Below are 21,304 nucleotides of genomic sequence, written 5' to 3' on the forward strand. Positions count from 1 at the left end.
TTCAGATTACTGCTCATTTAAAAGATATTCTATTTGGACAACCGACTGATTGTAAACGCTCAGCAAATCGAGCCAGTTGAGGCGAATGCTCAATGCGCGGTTCCACGCCTGCCCGTATTCGATATACCCGATCTCACCTGATTCATAGGCTTTGGTAGCATTGCTTTGAATGGTACCCGCCAGCACCAGCGTACTGGCCTCGTACAAGTCGAGGTTTTGCCGGGCTGTTTCCAGGCTTCGGATAGCCTGTTCCAGGTCGCTGCCCAGCCGTAAACGCGCCGTTTCAACTTCGTTTTTCGCCACCTGCTCTCCTATTTGCGAGGCCTTGATCCTCGCTTTGGACGCACCATTGAAAATCGGCAGCTGCACGCCTACCTGCACGCCCTGAAAGCGCTTGCCGGAGCCGTAGAAAACTTCACCATTACCCGTGTTCTGGAAGCCCGTGAGCGACTGATTGAAATACCCGATATTAAACTCCGGCAGCAGGGCGGCCTTTTGCACGGCAGTTTGTCTGCTACCTACTGCCACCTGCTGTACGAGATAGCGCAGATACGGATTGGCGCTCAATGCGGCTGTGTCGGGAGCGGGTACTGCGAGGCCCCTGCGCATAAGCGAATCGGTTTCGGCTTCGGCCAGCGAGCTGCTGTTTGTCAAAGTCTGCAATGCCCTTTGCAAATTGCGCAAGTCGCCCTCGTTCCGTATCCGCTGCGCACGGACGTCCCCCAGCTGGCTTTGCGCGGTGGCATATTCCAGTTGATTCGTTTCTCCGGTTTTGAAACGCATTTCGGCTGCTTTCACAAATCGTTCGGCACGAAGGAGTTCCGCATCCAGCAGTTTTTGCCGCGATTTGAGCAAAACCTGCTGCTGGTAATTGATTTTAACTTCCTTCACCAGTTCCGCTTTGGTAACTTCCATGGCCGCCTTTACCCCATTCACTTCCTCGGACAACAGCGCCTTACGTTTTCCCACGGCCGCCGGATTCGGCAGGTTTTGGGATAACAGGAAATGGTTATCAAACTTGACGCTGTTGTACTGCCCGCCCATCCAGGCCAAATCCGCTTTACCCGGATCGCCGGCCGTTTTCATCAGCGCTTGCTGATAGCCTATGCGATACAAATCGCCTTTAATCAACGGATTATGATCCAATGCTTCGTCGACGGCCTGGCGGAGCGTGATCTTTCGTGCTGGTACTTGCTGAGCGCTCGCGCGATCGGGCAGCAGCATTAGCAGGGCAATAACTGCTGCCGCTGCGGCCATTTTACCACCGCGTCCCGATCCCCAGCGCCTTTCGACGATCCCGTACCAAACCGGAAGCACCAGCAACGTCAGCAAGGTAGCCGACACCAGCCCGCCGATCACCACGGTCGCAAGCGGGCGCTGCACCTCCGCTCCCGCGCTCGATGACAGCGCCATCGGCAAAAACCCGAGTGACGCCACCAGGGCCGTCATCAATACCGGCCGAAGACGCGTATCGGTCCCTTCGAAAATCACTTTACGTAAATCCTTCTCGCCCGATTTACGAAGCAGGTTAAACTCCGCGATCAGCACGATCCCGTTCAACACTGCCACCCCGAACAATGCGATGAAGCCGATCCCGGCCGAAATACTGAATGGCATGTCACGTACCCATAGCGCCAATACACCGCCAACCGCCGAAAACGGAATGGCCGTAAGTACCAGTAAGCTCTGCCGCAGCGAGTGGAATGTAAAATAGAGCAGTACGAAAATCAGCAACAATGCCACCGGTACGGCTACGGCCAGGCGGCTGTTGGCTTCCTGCAAATTCTGGAACTGTCCGCCGTAGGTCACAAAATACCCCGGCGGCAATTTGATCTCCCGATCGATGCGCCCGCGCAGCTCATTCACAATACTTTCCACATCCCGGCCCCGCACGTTGAATGCGACAGTAATGCGGCGTTTGGCATCCTCCCGCTGGATCTGGTTGGCACCGGCCTGCATTTCGATGTCAGCAATCTGCCCAAGCGGCACTTGCTGGCCCTCCGCATTGGTAACGAACAGGCCCCGGACGTCATCAATACTCCGGCGATCGGCTTTTTGCAAGCGGACTACGAGGTCGAATCGCTTCTCGCCTTCATAAACCAGCCCGGCACCCGCACCGGCGAAAGCGGCATTGAGCGTGCGATTCGCGTCGGCGACCGGAATGTGAAACTGCGCCAGTTTGTCCCGGTCGAAGCGGACGACGATCTGCGGCAGGCCTGTTACGGACTCCACGTAAACATCTTCCGCACCACGCACCGCACCCGCCAGCTTGCCGATACGCGCAGCCTGACGCGCGAGTTCGTCGAGGTCTTCGCCAAAGATCTTAACGGCAACATCCTGCTTTACACCCGTCATCAACTCATTGAAACGCATCTGGATAGGCTGCTGAAAACCAAACGTAACCCCGGCAATGGATTCCTTGAGCACCGCCTGCATTTTCTCGGCCAGCTCTTCCCGGTTTTCCGCCTTTTTCCAAAGTGATTTTTCTTTCAGGATCACCATCATATCTCCGGCTTCCACGGGCATCGGGTCCGTAGGAATTTCCGAAGAGCCGATTTTACCAACCACTTCCACTATTTCGTCGGGGAAGTTCTTTTGCAGCACGGCGGCTGCCTTTCGCGTGGCGTCGATCGTTTCGGAAAGTGAACTGCCGGTCAAAACCCGGAGTTCGACCGCGAAATCACCTTCATCCAGCTGCGGGATAAACTCTCCCCCCATCCGGGAAAAGAGCCAGAAGCTTCCGCCGAGCAGCCCGACTGCCACCAACGAAACCAGCCATTTTTTGCGCAGCGAAAAATCCAGCACCGGCAGGTAAATGCGACGAAAAAAGCCGACGATCCGATCGGAGATACCCGGCTTGTATTCGTTTTTCTTGCTCAAAAACAGCGCAGACATCATAGGAACGTAAGTTAATGACAGGATAAATGCGCCAAGAATGGCGAAACTAACCGTCTGTGCCATCGGCCGGAACATTTTACCTTCGATTCCGACCAGCGCCAATATCGGCAGGTAGACTATCAGGATGATCATCTCCCCGAACGCGGCCGAATTCCGGATTTTGGAAGCCGATTCGTACACTTCGCGGTCCATTTCGTCCTGCGTGAGACGGTGCGTGTAACGTTTGGAAACGATGTGGTGCAGGGTGGCTTCTACGATAATGACCGCACCGTCGACGATCAGCCCGAAATCGATCGCTCCCAGGCTCATCAGGTTCCCCGAAACGCCGAAAAGGTTCATCATACTGACGGCGAAAAGCATCGCGAGCGGTATTACCGAGGCTACTACAAGTCCGGCCCGCATGTTTCCCAGCAATAGTATCAGCACAAAAATGACGATCAGCGCACCTTCGATCAGGTTTTTCGAAACTGTACCTATTGCATTGTTGACCAGCTTGGTACGATCCAAAAACGGCTCAATCACCACACCCTCGGGCAAGCTCTTGCGGATCTGTGCAATGCGCTCTTTCACATTACCGATCACTTCCGACGAATTGGCACCTTTGAGCATCAATACCAGCCCTCCTACCACTTCGCCCTCGTCGTTGCGCGTCATGGCGCCATACCGCACGGCGCTGCCGAAACCTACCTCTGCAATGTCGCGAATGAGTACCGGCAGGCCTGTCTCAGTTTCTCCGACCTGGATTTTGCGAATATCGTCCAGGGAACCTACCAAGCCTTCGCTCCGGATAAAGTAGGCATTAGGCTTTTTGTCAATGTACGCGCCGCCGGTGTTCTGGTTATTTTGCTCCAATGCTTCGAAAATGCGGGCAATGGAAATTCCCGCGCTCCGGATCCTCAACGGATCGACAGCGATTTCATATTGTTTCAGAAAACCACCAAAACTGCTTACATCCGCTACTCCGGAAGTACCCAGCAGCTGCCGCCGCACGATCCAATCCTGAATGCTGCGCAGCTCCATAGGTGAGTATTTGTTTTCAAAACCCGGTTTGGTGTGCAAAACATATTGGTAGATTTCCCCCAAACCTGTGGTAACCGGCGCCAGACTGGGCGTTCCCGAGCCAGGCGGAATCTGTTCCACCGCACTGTGCAGCCGCTCCGATACCTGTGCACGTGCCCAGTAAACGTCCACATCATCTTCAAAAACAATGGTCACTACCGACAGTCCGAAACGCGAGATTGAACGGATTTCTTCGGTATGCGGGATGGTCGCCATCACCGTTTCGACAGGAAAAGTAACCAGCCGCTCCACCTCCTGGGCAGCCAGCGACGGGCTTGTGGTGATGATCTGCACCTGATTATTGGTAATATCGGGCACCGCATCGATGGGCAACCGGGTGAGGGAGTAAGCCCCCCAGACCACCAGTGCAAGCGTGAATATTCCGACCACCAGCTTATTGTGGATCGAAAAATGAATGATTTTATCTAACATTTTTGATTTAAAAAGAATGGATATACCGCGTTACACCGGATGCTTGACTGCACCTGGTGAACGACTTGTCCGATAAATTGCCCATAACGGGCGCGGATTATACCCTGTGCTTCGGCGGTTGCCAGATCCCGGCCATGTCGCCGGTGTACAGAATTTGGAGATAGGAGAAACCTGCCGGCGGTATCAGCCGGGACACGGCATTTTCGGGCAGGGCGGCGACGGTGGCGCTGATCGTCACGCTCGCGCAGCATGCGCATATGCAAAAAGGCGAACACAGGTCTATCGCCTCCTGATGCGCGCCTGCGGCAGACGCCACTTCGGTCGCAACGGCTTTCGTACCGTTGCCATCGTGCAGCGGCCGAGCCTCGTCCCCGCAAGGAATGCAGGAGAGCGCGAGCACGTAAAACGCCAACAGATATGCAACGATGACCTTCATGCATCAAAAGTAGGTGAAATGCGGATGCAACAGGTAGGCAAAAACAAATTCACGACAAGTAAGTAACGTATTACCGTTAATCAGCCGTTAATACCGATGGTAATTTAGTTACTGAAAATATAACATTGCCGGGATCACAACCTATTTGCTTTTTTCTAAATTTGAAGCCATTCCATTTAGTAACCAATCGCAAAAACCATCAACACAATGAAAGTAAAGTATTTGCTAACCATGATCCTGGCTGTTACAATCTTTGCCGTAACTGCCAAAAACCTTAAAACAGCCAACGATCTTATCGGAACCTGGAAATATACGGTTTCCAACGTACCGCCCGAGTACGAAACCGGCTTCATGACGTTCGAACAAAAAGACGACAAAACCACCGGTTACCTCGGCCAGCAGGAACGTATGGAAATGAAGGAGCTGACCGTCGACCAGGGTAAAGTAACCTTCAAACTCGACTTCCAGGGCGGCATCCTCACCGTGACTATGACGCAGGACGGCGAGAAGCTGAGCGGCACAATCGTCTCGCAAGACGGCGAATTCCCGATCACGGCTACCAAAGAGCCCGCGAAATAGCAGTTTGGCAAATCATTCAAAAAGCCGGAAGCATCACTGCTTCCGGCTTTTTATTTCAATACTACTTCACCCGGACGTACTTCTCGATATTCAATCGCTCCACACCAGCCGATTCTACCTTTTCGACGCCGCGCTGCACCAGCGTATCGTTTTGAATCGAAATCGTGAAGTGAAACTCGTTCCCCTCCCAATCGCGCGCGGTGCAATATTCCAGTTTTTCGGTGTAGGCACTGTCTTTCAAGGTGTATGCGCCGCCACCCGCGGAAAAGCTTGCGGTAGAATCCTTGCCTTTATTCAAATCATGCTGCAAAAAGGCGAAATGGCTGCCGTTGATCACCTTAATGAAGGAAACCTTCTGCGTATAATCGGTTACTGTGGTGTCACCCTTCTCGATCAATGTACCGCTCAGGAGTTTCCACGTACCTTCGAGTGCGTTGGGAGTTTCTTTGGCGCCTTGTTGGGTTTCCGGGGTTCCACAGGCCGTCAGCATCGAAGCGGCCAGGAGCATTGCGGAGAAATGTCTTTTCATAACTGGTTAAATTGTTAAGGGTTCTTGATGTAAGTACTAAATGAATCGCCCAAAATCTATAAAAACCAGCTATTTTCATAACATTCACGGATTGTTAGCCGGATAAACAACTTTTGCAGCATCCTCAGCCCAGTGCCATAGCTGCTCTGCCGTGGCTTTATCCATCGCGTGCGGCTCGAGGCCCAGTTTACCCGGATAACCCCGGTATCCGCCTGGCTCATCCGGACTATAAAAATCACCTCCGCTAACATCATCAGCCACAGCCGCGTACAACGACGGCAATGCACCCTGCCACGGATCCATCAACGCGCCGATACGGTCGATCGCCGCATTGTATTCGCTCTCACTCATAAAGCGCGAAAGGTCCGTCTTGTTGGCCCCCGGCTGCGCAGCAACTGAAATCACCTGATCGCCCGCCGCCTCTATCCGACGCTGCAACTGCACCGCGAAAAGGACATTCGCCAGCTTGCTTTGGCAATATTCCCGAAATGCATCATAGGAATGCTCCGAACGCAGGTTCAAGAAATCGATTTGTCCACGCAGGTACGCCATGCTGCTCACGGTAACAATGCGCGAACCGGGCGTGGCGTTCAAGAGCGGATACAAATGACCCGTCAATGCATAATGCCCCAGAAAATTCACCCCGAATTGCAGCTCGAAACCGTCGTCGGTTTGGGAAGCGGGCGGCGTCATCACGCCTGCGTTGTTGATCAGGATGTCGAGCTTGTTGTGTTTTTGGATAAATGCATAAGCAAAATCGTGCACTGCTTGCAGGTTAGCGAGATTCAGAATGGCGGTTTCCAGGCTTCCCGTGCCTCCATGCACACGCAAACGCGCTTCCGCATCCTTTGCGTTGCGCTCGCTCCTGCACGCAAGCACGACGTGTGCGCCAGCTTCGAAAAGTGCTAATGCGGTTTCATACCCTATTCCGGTGTTTGCCCCGGTTACGATCGCCGTCTTGCCAGTCTGATCGCCGATGTTCTTTTTTGTCCACATAATACGAATGATTAATGGGACAAAATTCAGGAAAAGCTGCCGGTGACAGCTACTATTTCGAAGTCAAAACCTACAAAAATCAATCCACATCTACCTGCCGAAACTGCCGGGGCGTCATACCGGCCGCATTCCTGAAAAAGCTGGAAAAGTGGTTGGGCTCCTCGAAGCCGAGTCCCCAGGCGATTTCGTTGACCGTCCAGTTGGTACTTTTCAGGAGTATCCGCGCCTCCTGCGCAATGCGCTCACTGATGAGCTGTGAAGTAGTTTGCCCGGTGGTTTCCTTCAATGCCTTATTGAGGTGATTGACGTGAATATTAAGTTGTTTTGCAAACGCCGAGGGAGAATTCAGCCGGATCACCTGATTACTCAGCTCGATCGGGAACTGCCTTTCCAGCAGCTCGGCGAACAAAGCGGTAATGCGTTCGGCTGCATTTGATCCGGCCTGCTGTTGGCCGGCAGCGGGAACCATCTTCTGGGCGCTGTGTACGAGTTCCATTAGCATTGTCCGCAGGAAGTCGTATTTAAATGCATAATCCCCATTTAGCTCTGCCAACATCTTCTCATACAATTCATTAAAAAACAAAACGTCGTCGGCCCTAAGATTAACCACTGCCGCATCCGCCGACTGAAACACCGGATAGTCTTTTACACTCGCGAACCGACTGAAAAACGCTTCCGTAAAAATGCAAACGTACCCACTCTGCTGCTCATCCATTCGCTCCCAGTGATAGGGGATCAACGGATTTGTAAAAACCAATGCCGAGCCCGTCACCTCAATGCTTTGATCGGCATAATGGATCCTGCTATGCCCGTTCACCAAGCTCACTTTGAAGAAATTCCTTCTGCTGTACGTTGCCGGCCTGTCCCGGGAAATCATCAGATCCTCAACCTTGAAAATATTAAAATGCCCCACCCCGCTCTCCCCACTCTCCGGCGCGCGGTTGATATGCTTGTAAAATGATTTGAGTTCGAGGAATAATGACATAGGTTAAAGATACGAAAATCAAAGCATACTAAACTTCTTTTCATGCAGATCACAGAAGTAATTAGGGTTGTAATACCTACAAAGCTCGACCACCTTCCGCTCAATAACCATACCCTACCGCCCATTCATTCCGTACGATCACTATCATCGAAAGAGCATTGTTTTGCAGCCAGTTAAAATCAATTTTTTCACGTAAATCAATTTTCAAAAAATGACTTTAATTCAAAAATTACCATTGGGATTGGCGCTTGCTGCTTGCATGATGATGAGTAGCTGTTCGCAGGAGGATGCGGCGGAGCCGGAAAAGGAAAAGACAAGTAACGGTTTTAGTTCGGCTCATGGAATATCTACTGTTCCCATATTTCCAAGCACATTCGGAAGCAAGGGAAGTAACTCTTTACCAACCGGTTGGCTTGATTACAACAACCCCGTCCCCTACGATCCCGCAGGGCACGCGATTGGTACTTCTTCCCTAACCTATTTATGGGGCGATCCATCCAAGCCATGGCTGAAACCATTGCCCCAGCCAACACCCAACGCGGCAAGTATATTAACATTCACGCTGCAGAAAAACTTCACTGTTGCAAATGGAACCCAATCAAAAGTATACACGACTATTAAGAACCTAATTCCCGGAAAAAAATATTCCATTAAGCTCTATGGAGCGACCACCATTGCTTCTCTAAATGGAAATACTACGCAGTATGGTAGAGCCATCGATATTTTTTTCGACAACACAACTAATCCCAGTCACACAAAAATTGATTTGGACAAAAAAGAGGCGGAGTGGGTAAGTACAACAATATTTTTCGAACCTACAAAGGACGAAGTCCGAGTCTTTATTAGCCCTATTGGCGATAGTAAATACAATCAATCGCATCCTAAATTCTACCATTATTCGCATATATATGTGGATGAAAACTCGCTTAAACAGTTGTTGTAGCAAATCTGATATCAGATAGTTAACCGAGCGTCCTGATCAGGTCGCTCGGTTACATTTCACTCATCACTCATACCCCTTCACCGCCGAATACCCATTCTTCATCACATTCACGGCCCGCGCCCGGTACACATCCGGGTCGGTCGGGGCGGTGGTGGCAAGCCCGTCGACGTAGCGGTTGAACATGCAGAATGCAGCGGCGATGAGGATGGTGTCGTGGATCTGGCGATCGTCGGCACCGTGCTCGCGGGCGCGGGCGATTTGCTCGGGTGTCACGTGCTTGCCTCCCCGTTGGACGCTGCCCGCGATGGATAGCAGCGCTTTCATTCTTTCCGAAAGCGCAGTTTCGCCAAAATTCTCTTTGACACTCTTGACAAACGACCAGTCCTCGTCTTCCAGGTAAGCACTGGCAATGGCGCCGTGGATGGTCTGGCAGAAGTAACAGTCGTTTTGGGATGATACGTAAGTCCCGATCAGCTCACGCTCGCCGCGGCTCAACCCTTCGTCGGAACACATCAGCGCATTAGCCAGCGCATTCATCGGCTCGGCCGTGTGAGGGCTGAACCGCATCGGACCCAAAATGCCCGGGAAACCTTTCTCAAATTCGATATGTGGCATTGGTAAAAGTTAATGATTGAATGATAAGGTCAGATGTGGTCATGTGTGGTCAGGCATTGTCATTAATGGTCAGGTGTGGTCAGGCATTGTCAGACGTAGCGTCAAATCAGGATCCGACAATACTTGACAAGACATGACAATACTTGACAAGACATGACAACACCTGACAATACTTGACAAAACATGACAAAACATGACAATACTTGACAACACATGACAATCAAAGATTAAAGCTTCGCTCCCGCCAGCTTCGTCCCCTCCACGCGCGCGCGGATCTTTTCGAATGCAATTTCCCGGGCCGTTGAGATATCGTCGGCAAAAGGGGAAAAGCCGCAATCGTCGGTGGAGCCGAGTTGATTGAGCGGAATGTACTCCGCGGCTTGCAGGAGCAGATCGCGGATTTCTTCCGGCGTTTCGATTCTGGGATTCAAAACATCCGTCACCCCCAGAAATACGCGCTGCCCCGGCCTGATATTCTGCCGGATCGATTCCAGAACGGACACCTTATCCTTCTCCCCTGCATATTCCAGGTAAAAGTTGCCCGCATTCAGCTGGAAAAACAAGGGTAACAGATCCGAATAAGGCACATCGGCGCTGTGGGTCGAATCGTGATCGCCTCCCGGGCAGGTATGGATGCCGATCCGGCTCCGTTCCCCGGCCGTGAAGCGATCGAGTACCTGGTTGTTAAGCGAAATAAACTGTTGCAAAAGCCCCTGGCTGGGATCGAGTTTCAGCGCAAGCCTTGCTTCTGTAAAATCGATCTGGACATTGTAGGCCTGCTCGTTGAGGCACTTGCGGATATCGGCCTCGGCCTGATCGAGCAAATCGGAAATGAACTGGCTTTGCGGGTAACCGTCGATGCCGGAGGCGGGGTATAACAGGCTCATCGCCGAAGCTGAGATAACGGCTTGCTTGACGGGCAATGCGGTATGCTTGCGCGCCTCCCGAAGGTAATCCACAGCGAAGTTACGGTAACGGAACGGGCCTGACGTCAATACTGGCAGTTGCCTCGTATGCCCATCCTCAAACGGGATCACGACGCCCCTGCTACCCAGGTTCAGTAAACCGTGGATCGGGTATGTGGCGAAGCTGGGCTTGCTCTGTTCCCCATCGGAAATGACCGGCGAGCCTGTGCCTTCCAGGGATATGATGGTCTCGCGGGTAGCCTGCGAAAAAAGCCGGGAGAGGTCGTCGGAGGAAATCTCTGCTTTGGTATATGCCTGCATGGCTTGCTGCAGGTAAGCGGGCCGCGGAATGCTTCCGATCGGCTCGGTAGGTATAGTTGCCATTTTGCGGAAATGATATGGTGAATGATTAGGTACATACATACGCGCTACCACCGCCGGTACGGTAGCCGGCCGTGGCAATGCATTACAAAATGTGTTAACCAATCATTTCCGGTGGGGGCGTGATGAAGTTGGGCGAGCCAGTTGTGGCAATGAGCAGCGGCTCCGCAAAACGGACCTTCCCGCGAGGAAGATCGATTTCCCCAACCCATTTACTGTGGATATTCGCTCCGGGCAAATAAGTCTTCGCCAGGTCACCCAGCGTTTTCAACACGCTTCCGAGGGGCGTGAGCGGCGTTTTGGCAAGCTGCATTTCCTGCACACGCTCCGACAATTCGGCAAACCGGTGCCAGGCTGACGCTTCCGACTGTAAAGCCTCGCTTCGTTCTGTCGCCCCGGCCGTTTTACCTGCAAAGAGCACAGCCACCGACCATCCCAGCGAGTGGGATAGCAGCAGTACTAGCAGGCCAAGGCTGGCAACGGTTTTCATAGACAGGGAGATGTACCTTAAATCTACAAGAATACCGCATCATTCGTTGTAGCAATTATTCATTTCATTTAAATCAATCCATAAATAATCCCTTTTACAGCGGTCGTTTTGAAAAACTTATCCGACCGAGGTCATATCCGCAAACTAATTCTATAACAGACATGCATGTATCCGAAAGTGAATAGTATTAGATTTACTCCGATAAACCTTTACTCGCTGATCGCCTTTCTGCCTTAAGGCATTCGCATTTAATGAATCATGAAGCTCTTCCGTCCCCTCCTGTTTTTGCTGGTACCGATGGCACTGAATGCGGTCCCTGCATTCGCTCAATGGGATCATTTACTTCATAGAACCTACCCCCAGCGTTTCAGAAGCCTGGATACCGTCTATATCAATACCCTCAATATGCGGGATACGGCATCCGCGTTCGCGTCGGTTGCCGCTATGCGGGCATTTGCGGTGCAGAATCATGACAGCGACCTCGAATTGGAGGCCGATCTGCTCAAAGCCTACTACCTTACCTATTGGTACAAAGGCCAGACGGAACGCATCACTGCGATGCTGCAAGATCTCTCGGCAAGAGCTGCCGCACAAAACAACGTCCAGATCAACACACGGGCGCACAAAGTGTTGGGGGATTACTACTGGGCGGACGTCAAGAATTACGAGCTGGCGTTTGAGACCTTCATCAAACAGGAAGCGCTGCTGAACACAGTCAGCAGCGAAGAGCTTCCCGACAAGACTTACCATTTGACGAACATTGCCCATGCTTACCATAACTTTTCGGATTACAAAAAGGCGCTGTCGATGTTCAGGCAGGTTTTGACTTTGAAAATCAACCCGGACATGCACGCCGGGCACAATTCGGCACTTTACACGATCGGCGTTATTTTTCGCCAGCAGGGTAATCTCGACTCTTCCGATCACTATTTCAGGCGGGTGATCCGCAGGGAATCGGAGGGCAACTACAAATTCTGGGCAGCTATCGCGAAGGGCGGACTAGGCGAAAACGCCTATATCCAAGGCAATTACGCAACCGCTTTGCCATTATTGCAGGCCAACATCGATGAGGCTGTCGCCCAAAAGGACTTTGGTCTGGCTGCCGAATCCCTCATTATCCAGGCCAATATCTACCTGAAAAACAACGCATTCGACAAAGCTGAACAGCTGGCTATTCTCGCCCGCCGGTACCTGAGCGACACCTACCCCGATCGTTACCGGCACTTCCAGGATCTCTACCCGATTTTTGTGAAAGTACATGCAGCGCGCGGCGAGGCACGGCTTGCCGGAGCTTACCTGGACTCTGCATTGTTTGCCCGCGACAGCTTGACTACCAAGTACAATGCCAAGCTGATGATGCGCGCCCATCAGAAAATCGATTTGCAGGAGCATCGCTCGGAAATGGAGAAAGCCGATTCGGAGAAAAAACTCAAAACCACCGAACGCAACCTCTCACTTCTGCTGGTACTGATCGTCGCGGCCGGTTCGGTGTATGTGTACACTACCCAGCGAAAGCGACACCGTCAGGAGCAACATTTGAAAGAGCTGAAAATCAAACAAAAAGAGCAGGAGCTCGAAAACGCCGCATTGCAGCTCAATGAATTTGCCCGTAATATTTCTGAAAAAAGCAGGCAGATCGAGATGCTTGAAAACAAGCAGGGCCCCGATGCCGAGGCCCTGACGAAACTGCGCGAAAGCACAATTCTGACACAAGAGGATTGGGATTATTTCAAAAAACTGTTCGGTAAAGTGCATGGTGATTATCTTCACCGGCTGCGCGAAAAATTCCCGGAGCTAACCCAGGGCGAAATGCGCTTCATCGCACTGGCCAAACTGGGTCTTGGTTACCAGGAAATGTCGGCTACACTAGGCATCAGCAGCCACGCCGTGCGCACCACCAAGTACCGGCTGCTGAAAAAAATCGACGTGCCCGACGACCGTAGCCTGGAAGAGGTAGTCATGCACATATGACCTATTCGATCGCCACTTTTTGAGTTGGAATACCCGCATTGCCCTCAACACGCATAAGATACAAGCCCTTCGTTAAATCACCGACGGGAAAATCTGCTTTTCCATTTACGAGCTTTCGGCGTACCATCACCATCCCTTGTGCATTCAACAACTCCGCATTGCCTGTAAGTTGATCGCTGCCCGTGGTTTCAATTCGCAATACCGTACTCGCCGGGTTAGGATACACCTGCATTCGAACAACATTGCGATGCTCCGCAACGACGATCTGACTAAATGCAAACGAACCATCGAGGTCGATCATTTTCAAACGATAATAGTTCAGACCAGCCATCGGCGCATTGTCGGTTGTATAGTAACGATGCCCTCCGCTTCCCATCGCCGTCGGTTGTTCCGGCAACATTTCCCAATGACGGGCGTCAGCGCTGCGGTGGATTTCGAAATGGCTCGTGTTGACTTCCTCCGCAGTTAACCATTCCATCTGCGTAGCATTTTCAACCGCTCTGGCCGAAAAACTGACCAGTTTTAAAGGCAGCGGATCGGCATTACTGATAAAAAATCCGCTGAAACCGGTCACGTCGAAACTGATTTCCCAGCGGTTCAGGCTGCCGTTCCAGACAATATCTCCGTCGTTGGGGTTGATCGTCGTGGTATCGCCGCTGTACGATCCGGGCTGCCCGGTAGCCGAAGTGCCGTGGTACTGAACGACCAGCAGATTAGCGACGCCGGTGCCGTCCGACGGTGACGAGGGCAGTTTTGCCCCGCTGACTTCCAGATTGAAAGCATCAAATTCGGATTGATTAAAAAACAGCTTAACCCGCGCGGTTGCATTGGCTGCGTTATCAGAAGGCAGTATTTCGTAATGGCGCTGTACCAATTTTACAGGTCCGGCCGTGAGCACGCCCGCATCCACAAACGCCTTCGCGCGTACATTCCCGCTCACGGGTGCGCCTCCCGCCGGCGTTACCTGCGCGATCACCCGGCAACCTGTGGCCACGAATCCGTTGGTTGTGCCAGCTGTGATGGGTTGAAAAACCTGATCACCGTTTTGGGACAAACTACTTCCGTCGCGGTAGGATTGCAGCTCATAGGCGCCCATATCGGTCGTAAGATCGAAGGTGCGCGGCTGACTGGTAATATCGATCGGCGGGTCGACCAGGTTGAACCCCGCATTAACAGCCGGACTGCAAAGCGAAAGCCGGAGGCCATCATCGGCAGTCATCCATTTGTTGTCGTCTCCATTCGGGTCCGACTGGTTGGCAAAAAGAACATCCGAGCTCAGGTTGCCGATCCCGGCGTGCCCGCCCTGCACCAAACTAAAAGAAACCGTCGGATTTGCCACCTGATCGAACATCCCGGCACCTTCCGAAGCGCTATTCCCCCAAATTACATTATTGACGAAAACCGGGTTTGACAACAGAAAGTTAAAAACGCCCCCTCCCTGCGTCGAAGCAGAATTACGCGCGACGGTGCAGTTCAGATAAGTGGCTCCGGTTTTATATGCATTGAAAACACCTCCGCCGCTGCCATTGGTAGCGGCATTGTCGCTCATAACACAATTACGGAATGCGGGAGCAATTCCTTCACCAGCCAGGAATACCCCACCGCCCTGCTCGGCGCTGTTTCCGGTGATCGCGCAATTCGAAATCACTGCCGAAGAAAAGTACAAGACCACCCCGCCTCCCTGGGTTGCGGGAATCGAAGCGCCGCGTATGGTGGGGCTGATTCCCGTGCCGTTACCGTTTCCATCGCGGATAATGAAGCCATCCAACTGCGCAGTGGGGCCATTGTTCACCGACACCACCGTGTGGTAGGAATTATCGCTATTGCCACCCGCCCCAAGGTCTCCGGAGAGGATCGTTTGGTTAAGCCCGGGATTCCGCTGCGACAATGCCGTTTCATTCCCCGCAAAGCCGCCGTAAATCGCCAGATTATCCAGCAGGTAGAATGCATAATGCCGCACCCCGAAAAGAGTCGTATTATAAGGCGTACCGGTCGGGACATAAGTCCCGGCTTTTACCCATATTTCCGTAATTCCTGAGCAGCCCGAGGCCGCGTTCAATGCTGCACTGAGGCTTCCCAGCGCGTCGTCCCAGCCCGCACCCTCGCCCGCTGATCCCTGCGCTACATACAGCCGGCCGGCGATCACATTCAGCGTTGCGCTGTTGGAGGTCGCGTCCCCGCAGGAATTGGTCACTTTTACCTTAAACTGGTTACCCTGGTCTCCCGCGACGATATTGTGGACAGTTAAAGTTGCTGTTTGAGTCCCGGCGTATTTACCGTCGTTCGAAAGCGGTGTGTTACCGCGGTACCATTGATAGGTGGGCGTTTCGAGACTGGTAGCAGCCACACTGAATGCCACGGAAGAGGAACCTGCGCAAGTGGTGATTTTAACAGGATGCGTCCCGATACTCGGAGCTGTCCCGGTCAGGATCGAGGCCCGCGCATTGGCGTCCCCGCTGGTCAGGTAGCCTGCCATGACGTTTACGCTTCCGTTCCCGAGGCCGCTGGTTGTGTAAATGGCGGTGGCTCTTCCATCCGCCTGAATCGTACTTTGTGCCGACGACATACTGCCGTTCACTGCGCTGAAACTAACAGGCAAGCCCAGCACGGCGGTAAGGTTGCCGACTGAAACGGCTCCCCCTGCCGAGTTGGTCAAAAAGCTGGCTGCTACCTGGGTCTGTGTCTGCGAGCCGACGCAGAGCACCGCATTCGTGACAGCGGGCTTCAACACCAGCCAGGGGCTCGTTGTAAGTGTCCCACCTCCCACGGCACCCACGATCCGCGCGGCTTCGCTGCATGTCCCTCCCGCCTGTGGGTCGGTGTTGCAGCTCCACCAGTTGTTCGTGGCATTAATTGCCCCGTCGCTGAACTTGCGAATCGACAACGCCTCCTTCGTTGTTCCATCGATGGTATTTCCCGCAAACGCATTATACTGAATATCTGCCACAAAGCTGCTGGATATTGAAATAGCGCCACCCTCGCCGCCGCTCACACTGGCTCCAACGCTGTTGCCGATGAACCGGTTTTTCTCAATTTTCGTGTAAAACGACGGACTGGCCGCCGAATAGCTCGCTTTTAGTCCGATAGCCCCACCGGAAGTCGCGAAAGAAGCATTTACCGTGTTATTGGAAAAAACACAATTTGAAATCGTCACACCGCCTGCCACGGGATCCGATCCGCTTCCAAAGTAGTCGATGGAAATGGCACCGCCTGTACCCCCGTCGCTCGACGCATCAATGAGCACCGCATTGTTGGTAAATGTGCAGTTCTCGACCGTCATCGTACCACCTCCCGACATCGCTAATGCGCCTCCGCCAAGGAAGTTGGTCATGTTATTTTCAAATGCACAATTGGTTATGCTGATGGCATTGCCTGGTCCTCCACAGAGAATGCCCCCTCCGCCATAGTGATCGGCGGGGTTCTTGCCATTGGTAAATCTGATGCCTGAAATCGAAACCTGCACATCGTGTATTGTTCCCGGCGGATTGATCAGGAAAATGCGGTCTTGCATCGTGGTCGTCATGTTGATGACGGTAGAACCCGCACCCGCACCGACGATCGATATGTTCTCTGCTTGCGTCCCGAATACAATCGGGCCGAGCGTAAGATCGTAGGTGCCGGCCGCAAGGTTGATCGTATGCGGTCCCCCACCCAAGGCGTCAGCGGCCAGTATAGCGCCGCGCAGCTGAGAAGTGGCGGTACCATCGGTCGTCTGAGTTACATTGAAGGTATCGGCGGCAACCGGTAAGCCCAGGCTGGTCAAAAGCAGTCCCAACATGATGGCCGACCATCGCAGTCGTTTGGTAAATATCAATTTCATAGGAATGTTCAAAAAGGGAAATAAAAGGAGGGTACGCTGCCGGAGATTTTCCGGCAGCGCAAACGTCTATCCGATCGTCGGATCATCCCCGCGTGAGCAGATCATGAACTCCATTGCCTGGTACGGCATCATATTGCTATGGGCTTCGTCGTTCCCCATTATTCCGATTGCACCTACACCCATCACCGATCCATTACCCTTTTCTTTTGCGTAGCTGTTGGAGGATGGACGTGTATTTGAATTGACCGCCCAGCCGCAATTGTTAGGCTGCTGCGAATTGCAAAGCGCGTTCACCAATGCCTTGTGGTTATGCGTCGGGATTTGCTCTTTGGTTAGTGTCACAGACGCTTCGCCCGCTTTTTCCCCCAACTTGTAAGCGCTGAGGCCTGGTGGCGTGCCGCAGGAAACCAGCGCGCGACCACGCAGGTCAGGAAGCCGGAATGTCCTGTTTTCCACGCCTCCATAGGTGTAGCCGAGGACTTTGAACAAATCAATATACTGGCTAAGCGGCAACTCCCGCCCATCACATTTCATCCACACGCCTTCATCTACGCCACGGCCAAATGGCCTGATGGCTCCGGTAAACTCGTTTACCTCGCGGTAACTGCCGTCGGGATGCTCACCCGTAACCGCGATGCAATAGTTGAGTGGCAAATAAGGCGACATGTTGTTGTGTGCCTGGTCACCGCCCTCCTCTTTGATTGTGTTAGGGTGCATCAAATTATTCGAGTCCTTCACATAACCTACATTCGAGGCCCAGAAGTGGCCCAGGGGTTCGAATGTATCTACCCCATTTGAACTTGCGACGGCAGAATGATTGTGGGCAGGCATTTCCTTGATGGTAAGGGCGTGTTTTTCCGTGCCTGCACGAAGAAAGTCCGGCCGGAGGGGGCTTCCATTGGCGATCATTACCCTGCCCCTCAGATCGGGGAGATTAAAATTATCCCCACTGCCGCCGAACTTGTAACCCAGCATCATAAACAAAGCAATATTGTTCGAAACGGAATAGGTTGCGCCGTCACATTTGGCCCAGCCCCTGGGAGCGAAGGGAAACGCGAACAGCCTGATTTCAGATATAAATTGAGACATAAGAGTGTTGTGTTAAAGGTTTGAAGATTTCAACCGCGGCTGGGGAATATGCCTTGTAGTGCAATGATGAACGACACCGCGAACATCGGTATACGGTTCTCGTGTTTCTCTCCTTTTCCTTCGGGCTGAATGCTCTCGTTGTTCATCTCGATCTTTCCTGGAGTGGAATTGTACAAAAACCCCTTCGTGTCGGAGGCGCTCCAAAGCCCGGTCGCGGCATCGGGGAGATTAGCGGCATTAGAGGTACTGCATGCGACCGGATGCCTGTGTTTGGGCAAATTTGAGACGGTTAGCGCCACTCCTTCCTCCCCGCCAGGCCTTCCAAGGTTGTAGCCGGCGCCTTCGCCCAGCGGGATTCTCGACCGCAGATCGGGCAGGCGAAACATGGTATCCCCGGCGCTGCCGCCGTAAGTAAACCCGATCAATGCAAACAAAGCCTCATACTTACTCACCGGTAATTCGGTACCATCGCAAAGGTGCCAGCCTTCTGGTACGCGCTCACCGGCGAACGGGCGGATTTCTCCAACGAAACTCTCCATAATGTGAAAGGTTTTTGAATAGGTAAATGATAGAAGATGTATAAAATCCGGTTTGGCTGAACGGGTGCTGAAAATACCGCCCCGGATGTTGACAAATAAAGTATGAGATGTCACCGAAGGCCTAAAAAACGGTGTCACAAAAACGTCACAATTATCAAAACGCAGTCACAAAAGCACAAAAACCCGCCCTGAATCATTTCAGGACGGGTTTTGTTCGTCGTTTAAAGAAATTCCGAAAATTATGTCACTCCCCGAAAGGTCGCCTTACATACGCGTGCTCTCAAGCGCGAACTCGCTCGACATCATCCTTAAAAACACCCATTTCCCCGACGGTCTTCTGAGCGAAGCCTCGCAGGTCCAATGCCGCGTTGAATGGACAGACAGGATTCCGGTTTTGGTATTTCAATTCAAAAGCACGTTCTACGATTTCAGCGAACCGCTTCTTCCTGCTGAGTTGAGAAATAGCGAGCGAGGCTGGCTCGATCAACAACCCATTCAACTAAGACTATTACTCGCCGATAATGTAATTACAGATCGGGTGACAGAGCGGGCGTTTTTGCTCGCAAAGAATGAAAGCGATGAAATCCGGAAAGTTTTTGAATTGTCGAAAGCCAAAACAATGCCGTCAGGCATGTAATATCGGTAGCAACCAAAACATAAGTGTTCGCGGGAATGCCCTTGGGCATGTAACAACAATGCGTCGCCGGCACATTGTTTTGGCATTGTCGTTACATCCCTGACAGGATTTTCATCTAACCATAACGCGTTTCAGTTCTGCTGCTTTCAGACAATGTAGTTACGGATCAGCTTGATGAACGCGTGTTCGTTTTATCACGGAACGAAAGTGATAAAATCAAGAAAATTTTCATCAGAGAGTAAACAACGAGACAAATGCCGTTGGGCATGCAACTACAATTGCATCGCATGCCACATCGCCACTGCACTGTTGTTACATCCCTGACGGGATTTTCATCCAACCGTAACCCGTTCCATTTCTACCAATGTTGCATCGCTACGCGATTTCCCCCCGCATTCAGTCATTCACACATCGCTCCGGCGACCCGGTCAATCATTCAATCATTCAACCATTCAGTCATTGTTAATACCCCGGATTCTGCGGCGCCAGATTCGGATTCACTTGCAATTCCACGCGCGGAAGGGGCATTAAGTAATCCCTGGTCGCATTGAATGTTTCGTGAGGTTCCAGCGAGTTGGGTCCTTTGAAAACCTTTTCTCCCAGGTTCCGCCGTTTGATGTCGTACCAGCGCTTGTATTCGAACGCAAGTTCGAGACGGCGATCATCCAGGATCAGATCGATCATCGCATCCTTCGCGAGGCCCGCTTTCACGTCTTCCGGGAAATTGGTTTGCTTCCCTGCCCAGTTTCTGGCCCGCGCCCTGATCTGGTTGATATACCCGAGCGCCTCGGCATTCGGCCCGTTCACTTCCACAGAGGCCTCGGCGGCAATGAGCAGGATTTCCGCATAGCGCATGGCTGCATAGTTGTGATCGGAATAGCGCCCTTCGGAATTGGAATTACCTGCAAAACGGGCATACTTGGCAATATGCGGGCGTTTGGTGTTCGTAAACTCGGTATAAGGCACCAGTTTGCCGCCGATCAGCAGCGAATCTTCGAAGCTCACCTCTTTCCGGTAATCGCGGTCGTCCCACGTGCTGTATACTTTCAGCGACGGCACGATCACACTCCAACCGCTGCGCGGCGCATCGCCTCCGCGTACGCCCGTCATAGGCGCCATAATGTCGTCGTTGGCACCGCCGTCGCCCGATTTCAGCCCCAGGAAGTCTACGTCAAAAATGTGCTCTTTCATGTTCGGTGCCTGCGGGGCTTTGAACAGCGTCTGAAAGTCCGCTTCAAGCGCGTAGCCGAACTTATCCTTGTTATCAATCACCCATTTAGCTTCGGTATAGGCTTTCTGGTATTGCCCCATCGTGAGGTATACAGAAGCGAGATAGGAACCAGCTGTGCCCTTGGTAGCGCGGCTGCGCACTTCCGACGGCTGCTTATCCGGCAGCCATTGTTTGGCAAATTCCAGGTCGGCAATAATGCTGGCGTAAACGGTAGCCGCAGGCGCTTTGGAAATCGATTTGACGGACTCCGGATTACTGATGAAATAATCGATGTAAGGAATATCGCCGAATACCTGCACGAGATGGAAATAGGCAAATGCACGGATGAAACGGGCCTCCGCCATGAGCGGGTTACCGGTATTTTCAGGCAGATTGAGCTGCTGTGCACCGAAAATGGCCGCATTTGTGGAGCTGATCACCTGATACCAAACCGGCCAGAACTGGTTGACCATGTTATTGTTATCATCCATATTGAAGTCGTTCACCTGCTGGCGCTCGGCAGGCGTACCGCGGTCGCCTATGTCCTCCATATCGCTGCGCAGCATGAGCGCCGACACAAACTGGCGACCGTAGAGGCGTTCCGTGGCGATCCAGCCGTATGCGCCCATAATGGCCGTTTCCACATCTTTGGAAGTCCTGAACAGCGACTCGGGTGCCAGCAGTCCCACCGGCTTTTCGTCCAGGTCCGCGCAGCCGAGCAGCAGCGAAACCGCTGCGGTCAGGAATATTGATCTATTGAATAAATGCTTCATTTTGATGTCCGTTTAAT

The 21,304-nt window shown here is 52.5% G+C and carries 16 protein-coding genes; 4 read left to right on the forward strand and 12 right to left on the reverse strand.

Features of this window, described 5'->3' with window-relative positions; all coding sequences use genetic code 11:
* Window positions 1-6 precede the first annotated feature (6 nt).
* Together CLV60_RS16285 and CLV60_RS16290 are read right to left on the reverse strand one after the other, a co-directional pair.
* Window positions 7-4,389: a CusA/CzcA family heavy metal efflux RND transporter gene (locus CLV60_RS16285; protein ID WP_106596429.1), complete on the reverse strand. Its 4,383-nt coding sequence runs from the start codon at window positions 4,387-4,389 to the stop codon at window positions 7-9.
* 97 nt (window positions 4,390-4,486) lie between these two features.
* Window positions 4,487-4,825, reverse strand: coding sequence for a DUF6660 family protein (locus CLV60_RS16290; protein WP_106596430.1), 339 nt, complete (start codon window positions 4,823-4,825; stop codon window positions 4,487-4,489).
* 207 nt (window positions 4,826-5,032) lie between these two features.
* On the opposite strand from CLV60_RS16290, the gene CLV60_RS16295 reads away from it, so the two are divergent.
* Window positions 5,033-5,404, forward strand: a complete 372-nt coding sequence (locus CLV60_RS16295) for a hypothetical protein (RefSeq protein ID WP_106596431.1) — start codon at window positions 5,033-5,035, stop codon at window positions 5,402-5,404.
* 61 nt (window positions 5,405-5,465) lie between these two features.
* On the opposite strand, the gene CLV60_RS16300 is transcribed toward CLV60_RS16295, so the two are convergent.
* The 3 genes from CLV60_RS16300 to CLV60_RS16310 form a co-directional block, all read right to left on the reverse strand.
* Window positions 5,466-5,933 (reverse strand): hypothetical protein, encoded by a 468-nt coding sequence (locus tag CLV60_RS16300; RefSeq protein ID WP_106596432.1) that lies wholly within the window; start codon window positions 5,931-5,933, stop codon window positions 5,466-5,468.
* An 84-nt stretch (window positions 5,934-6,017) separates the two neighbouring features.
* A complete protein-coding gene (locus CLV60_RS16305) occupies window positions 6,018-6,929 on the reverse strand; it encodes an oxidoreductase (protein ID WP_106596433.1) in 912 nt (303 codons plus the stop codon).
* Between the two features lie 79 nt (window positions 6,930-7,008).
* Window positions 7,009-7,914, reverse strand: coding sequence for a helix-turn-helix domain-containing protein (locus CLV60_RS16310; RefSeq protein WP_106596434.1), 906 nt, complete (start codon window positions 7,912-7,914; stop codon window positions 7,009-7,011).
* Window positions 7,915-8,125: 211 nt separating this feature from the next.
* Here CLV60_RS16310 and CLV60_RS16315 point away from each other — a divergent pair, with 211 nt between their 5' ends.
* Window positions 8,126-8,857 (forward strand): hypothetical protein, encoded by a 732-nt coding sequence (locus tag CLV60_RS16315; protein WP_106596435.1) that lies wholly within the window; start codon window positions 8,126-8,128, stop codon window positions 8,855-8,857.
* A 63-nt stretch (window positions 8,858-8,920) separates the two neighbouring features.
* Here the strand turns inward: CLV60_RS16315 and CLV60_RS16320 are convergent, their stop codons facing one another.
* The 3 genes from CLV60_RS16320 to CLV60_RS16330 form a co-directional block, all read right to left on the reverse strand.
* Entirely contained in the window at window positions 8,921-9,472 is a 552-nt protein-coding gene (locus CLV60_RS16320; protein ID WP_106596436.1) for a carboxymuconolactone decarboxylase family protein, read from the reverse strand.
* Between the two features lie 227 nt (window positions 9,473-9,699).
* Complete coding sequence (locus tag CLV60_RS16325; protein WP_106596437.1) at window positions 9,700-10,761, reverse strand: cobalamin-independent methionine synthase II family protein; 1,062 nt, start codon at window positions 10,759-10,761, stop codon at window positions 9,700-9,702.
* Window positions 10,762-10,855: 94 nt separating this feature from the next.
* On the reverse strand, window positions 10,856-11,248 hold the full coding sequence (locus CLV60_RS16330; RefSeq protein ID WP_106596438.1) for a hypothetical protein: 393 nt from the start codon (window positions 11,246-11,248) through the stop codon (window positions 10,856-10,858).
* Between the two features lie 258 nt (window positions 11,249-11,506).
* On the opposite strand from CLV60_RS16330, the gene CLV60_RS16335 reads away from it, so the two are divergent.
* Entirely contained in the window at window positions 11,507-13,219 is a 1,713-nt protein-coding gene (locus tag CLV60_RS16335; protein WP_106596439.1) for a tetratricopeptide repeat protein, read from the forward strand.
* Between the two features lies 1 nt (window position 13,220).
* Here the strand turns inward: CLV60_RS16335 and CLV60_RS16340 are convergent, their stop codons facing one another.
* The 3 genes from CLV60_RS16340 to CLV60_RS16350 form a co-directional block, all read right to left on the reverse strand.
* Complete coding sequence (locus tag CLV60_RS16340; protein WP_106596440.1) at window positions 13,221-17,039, reverse strand: T9SS type A sorting domain-containing protein; 3,819 nt, start codon at window positions 17,037-17,039, stop codon at window positions 13,221-13,223.
* A gap of 66 nt (window positions 17,040-17,105) precedes the next feature.
* Complete coding sequence (locus CLV60_RS16345) at window positions 17,106-18,128, reverse strand: phage tail protein (protein WP_106596441.1); 1,023 nt, start codon at window positions 18,126-18,128, stop codon at window positions 17,106-17,108.
* Between the two features lie 29 nt (window positions 18,129-18,157).
* Window positions 18,158-18,667 carry a phage tail protein gene (locus tag CLV60_RS16350; protein WP_106596442.1) on the reverse strand — a complete coding sequence of 170 codons (510 nt, stop codon included), beginning with the start codon at window positions 18,665-18,667 and terminating at the stop codon, window positions 18,158-18,160.
* Window positions 18,668-18,908: 241 nt separating this feature from the next.
* On the opposite strand from CLV60_RS16350, the gene CLV60_RS16355 reads away from it, so the two are divergent.
* Entirely contained in the window at window positions 18,909-19,304 is a 396-nt protein-coding gene (locus CLV60_RS16355) for a hypothetical protein (RefSeq protein ID WP_106596443.1), read from the forward strand.
* A gap of 462 nt (window positions 19,305-19,766) precedes the next feature.
* Here the strand turns inward: CLV60_RS16355 and CLV60_RS16360 are convergent, their stop codons facing one another.
* Window positions 19,767-21,287 carry a RagB/SusD family nutrient uptake outer membrane protein gene (locus CLV60_RS16360; RefSeq protein WP_106596444.1) on the reverse strand — a complete coding sequence of 507 codons (1,521 nt, stop codon included), beginning with the start codon at window positions 21,285-21,287 and terminating at the stop codon, window positions 19,767-19,769.
* Window positions 21,288-21,304 lie beyond the last annotated feature (17 nt).

It is taken from the genome of Dyadobacter jiangsuensis (assembly GCF_003014695.1).
GTDB lineage: Bacteria > Bacteroidota > Bacteroidia > Cytophagales > Spirosomataceae > Dyadobacter > Dyadobacter jiangsuensis.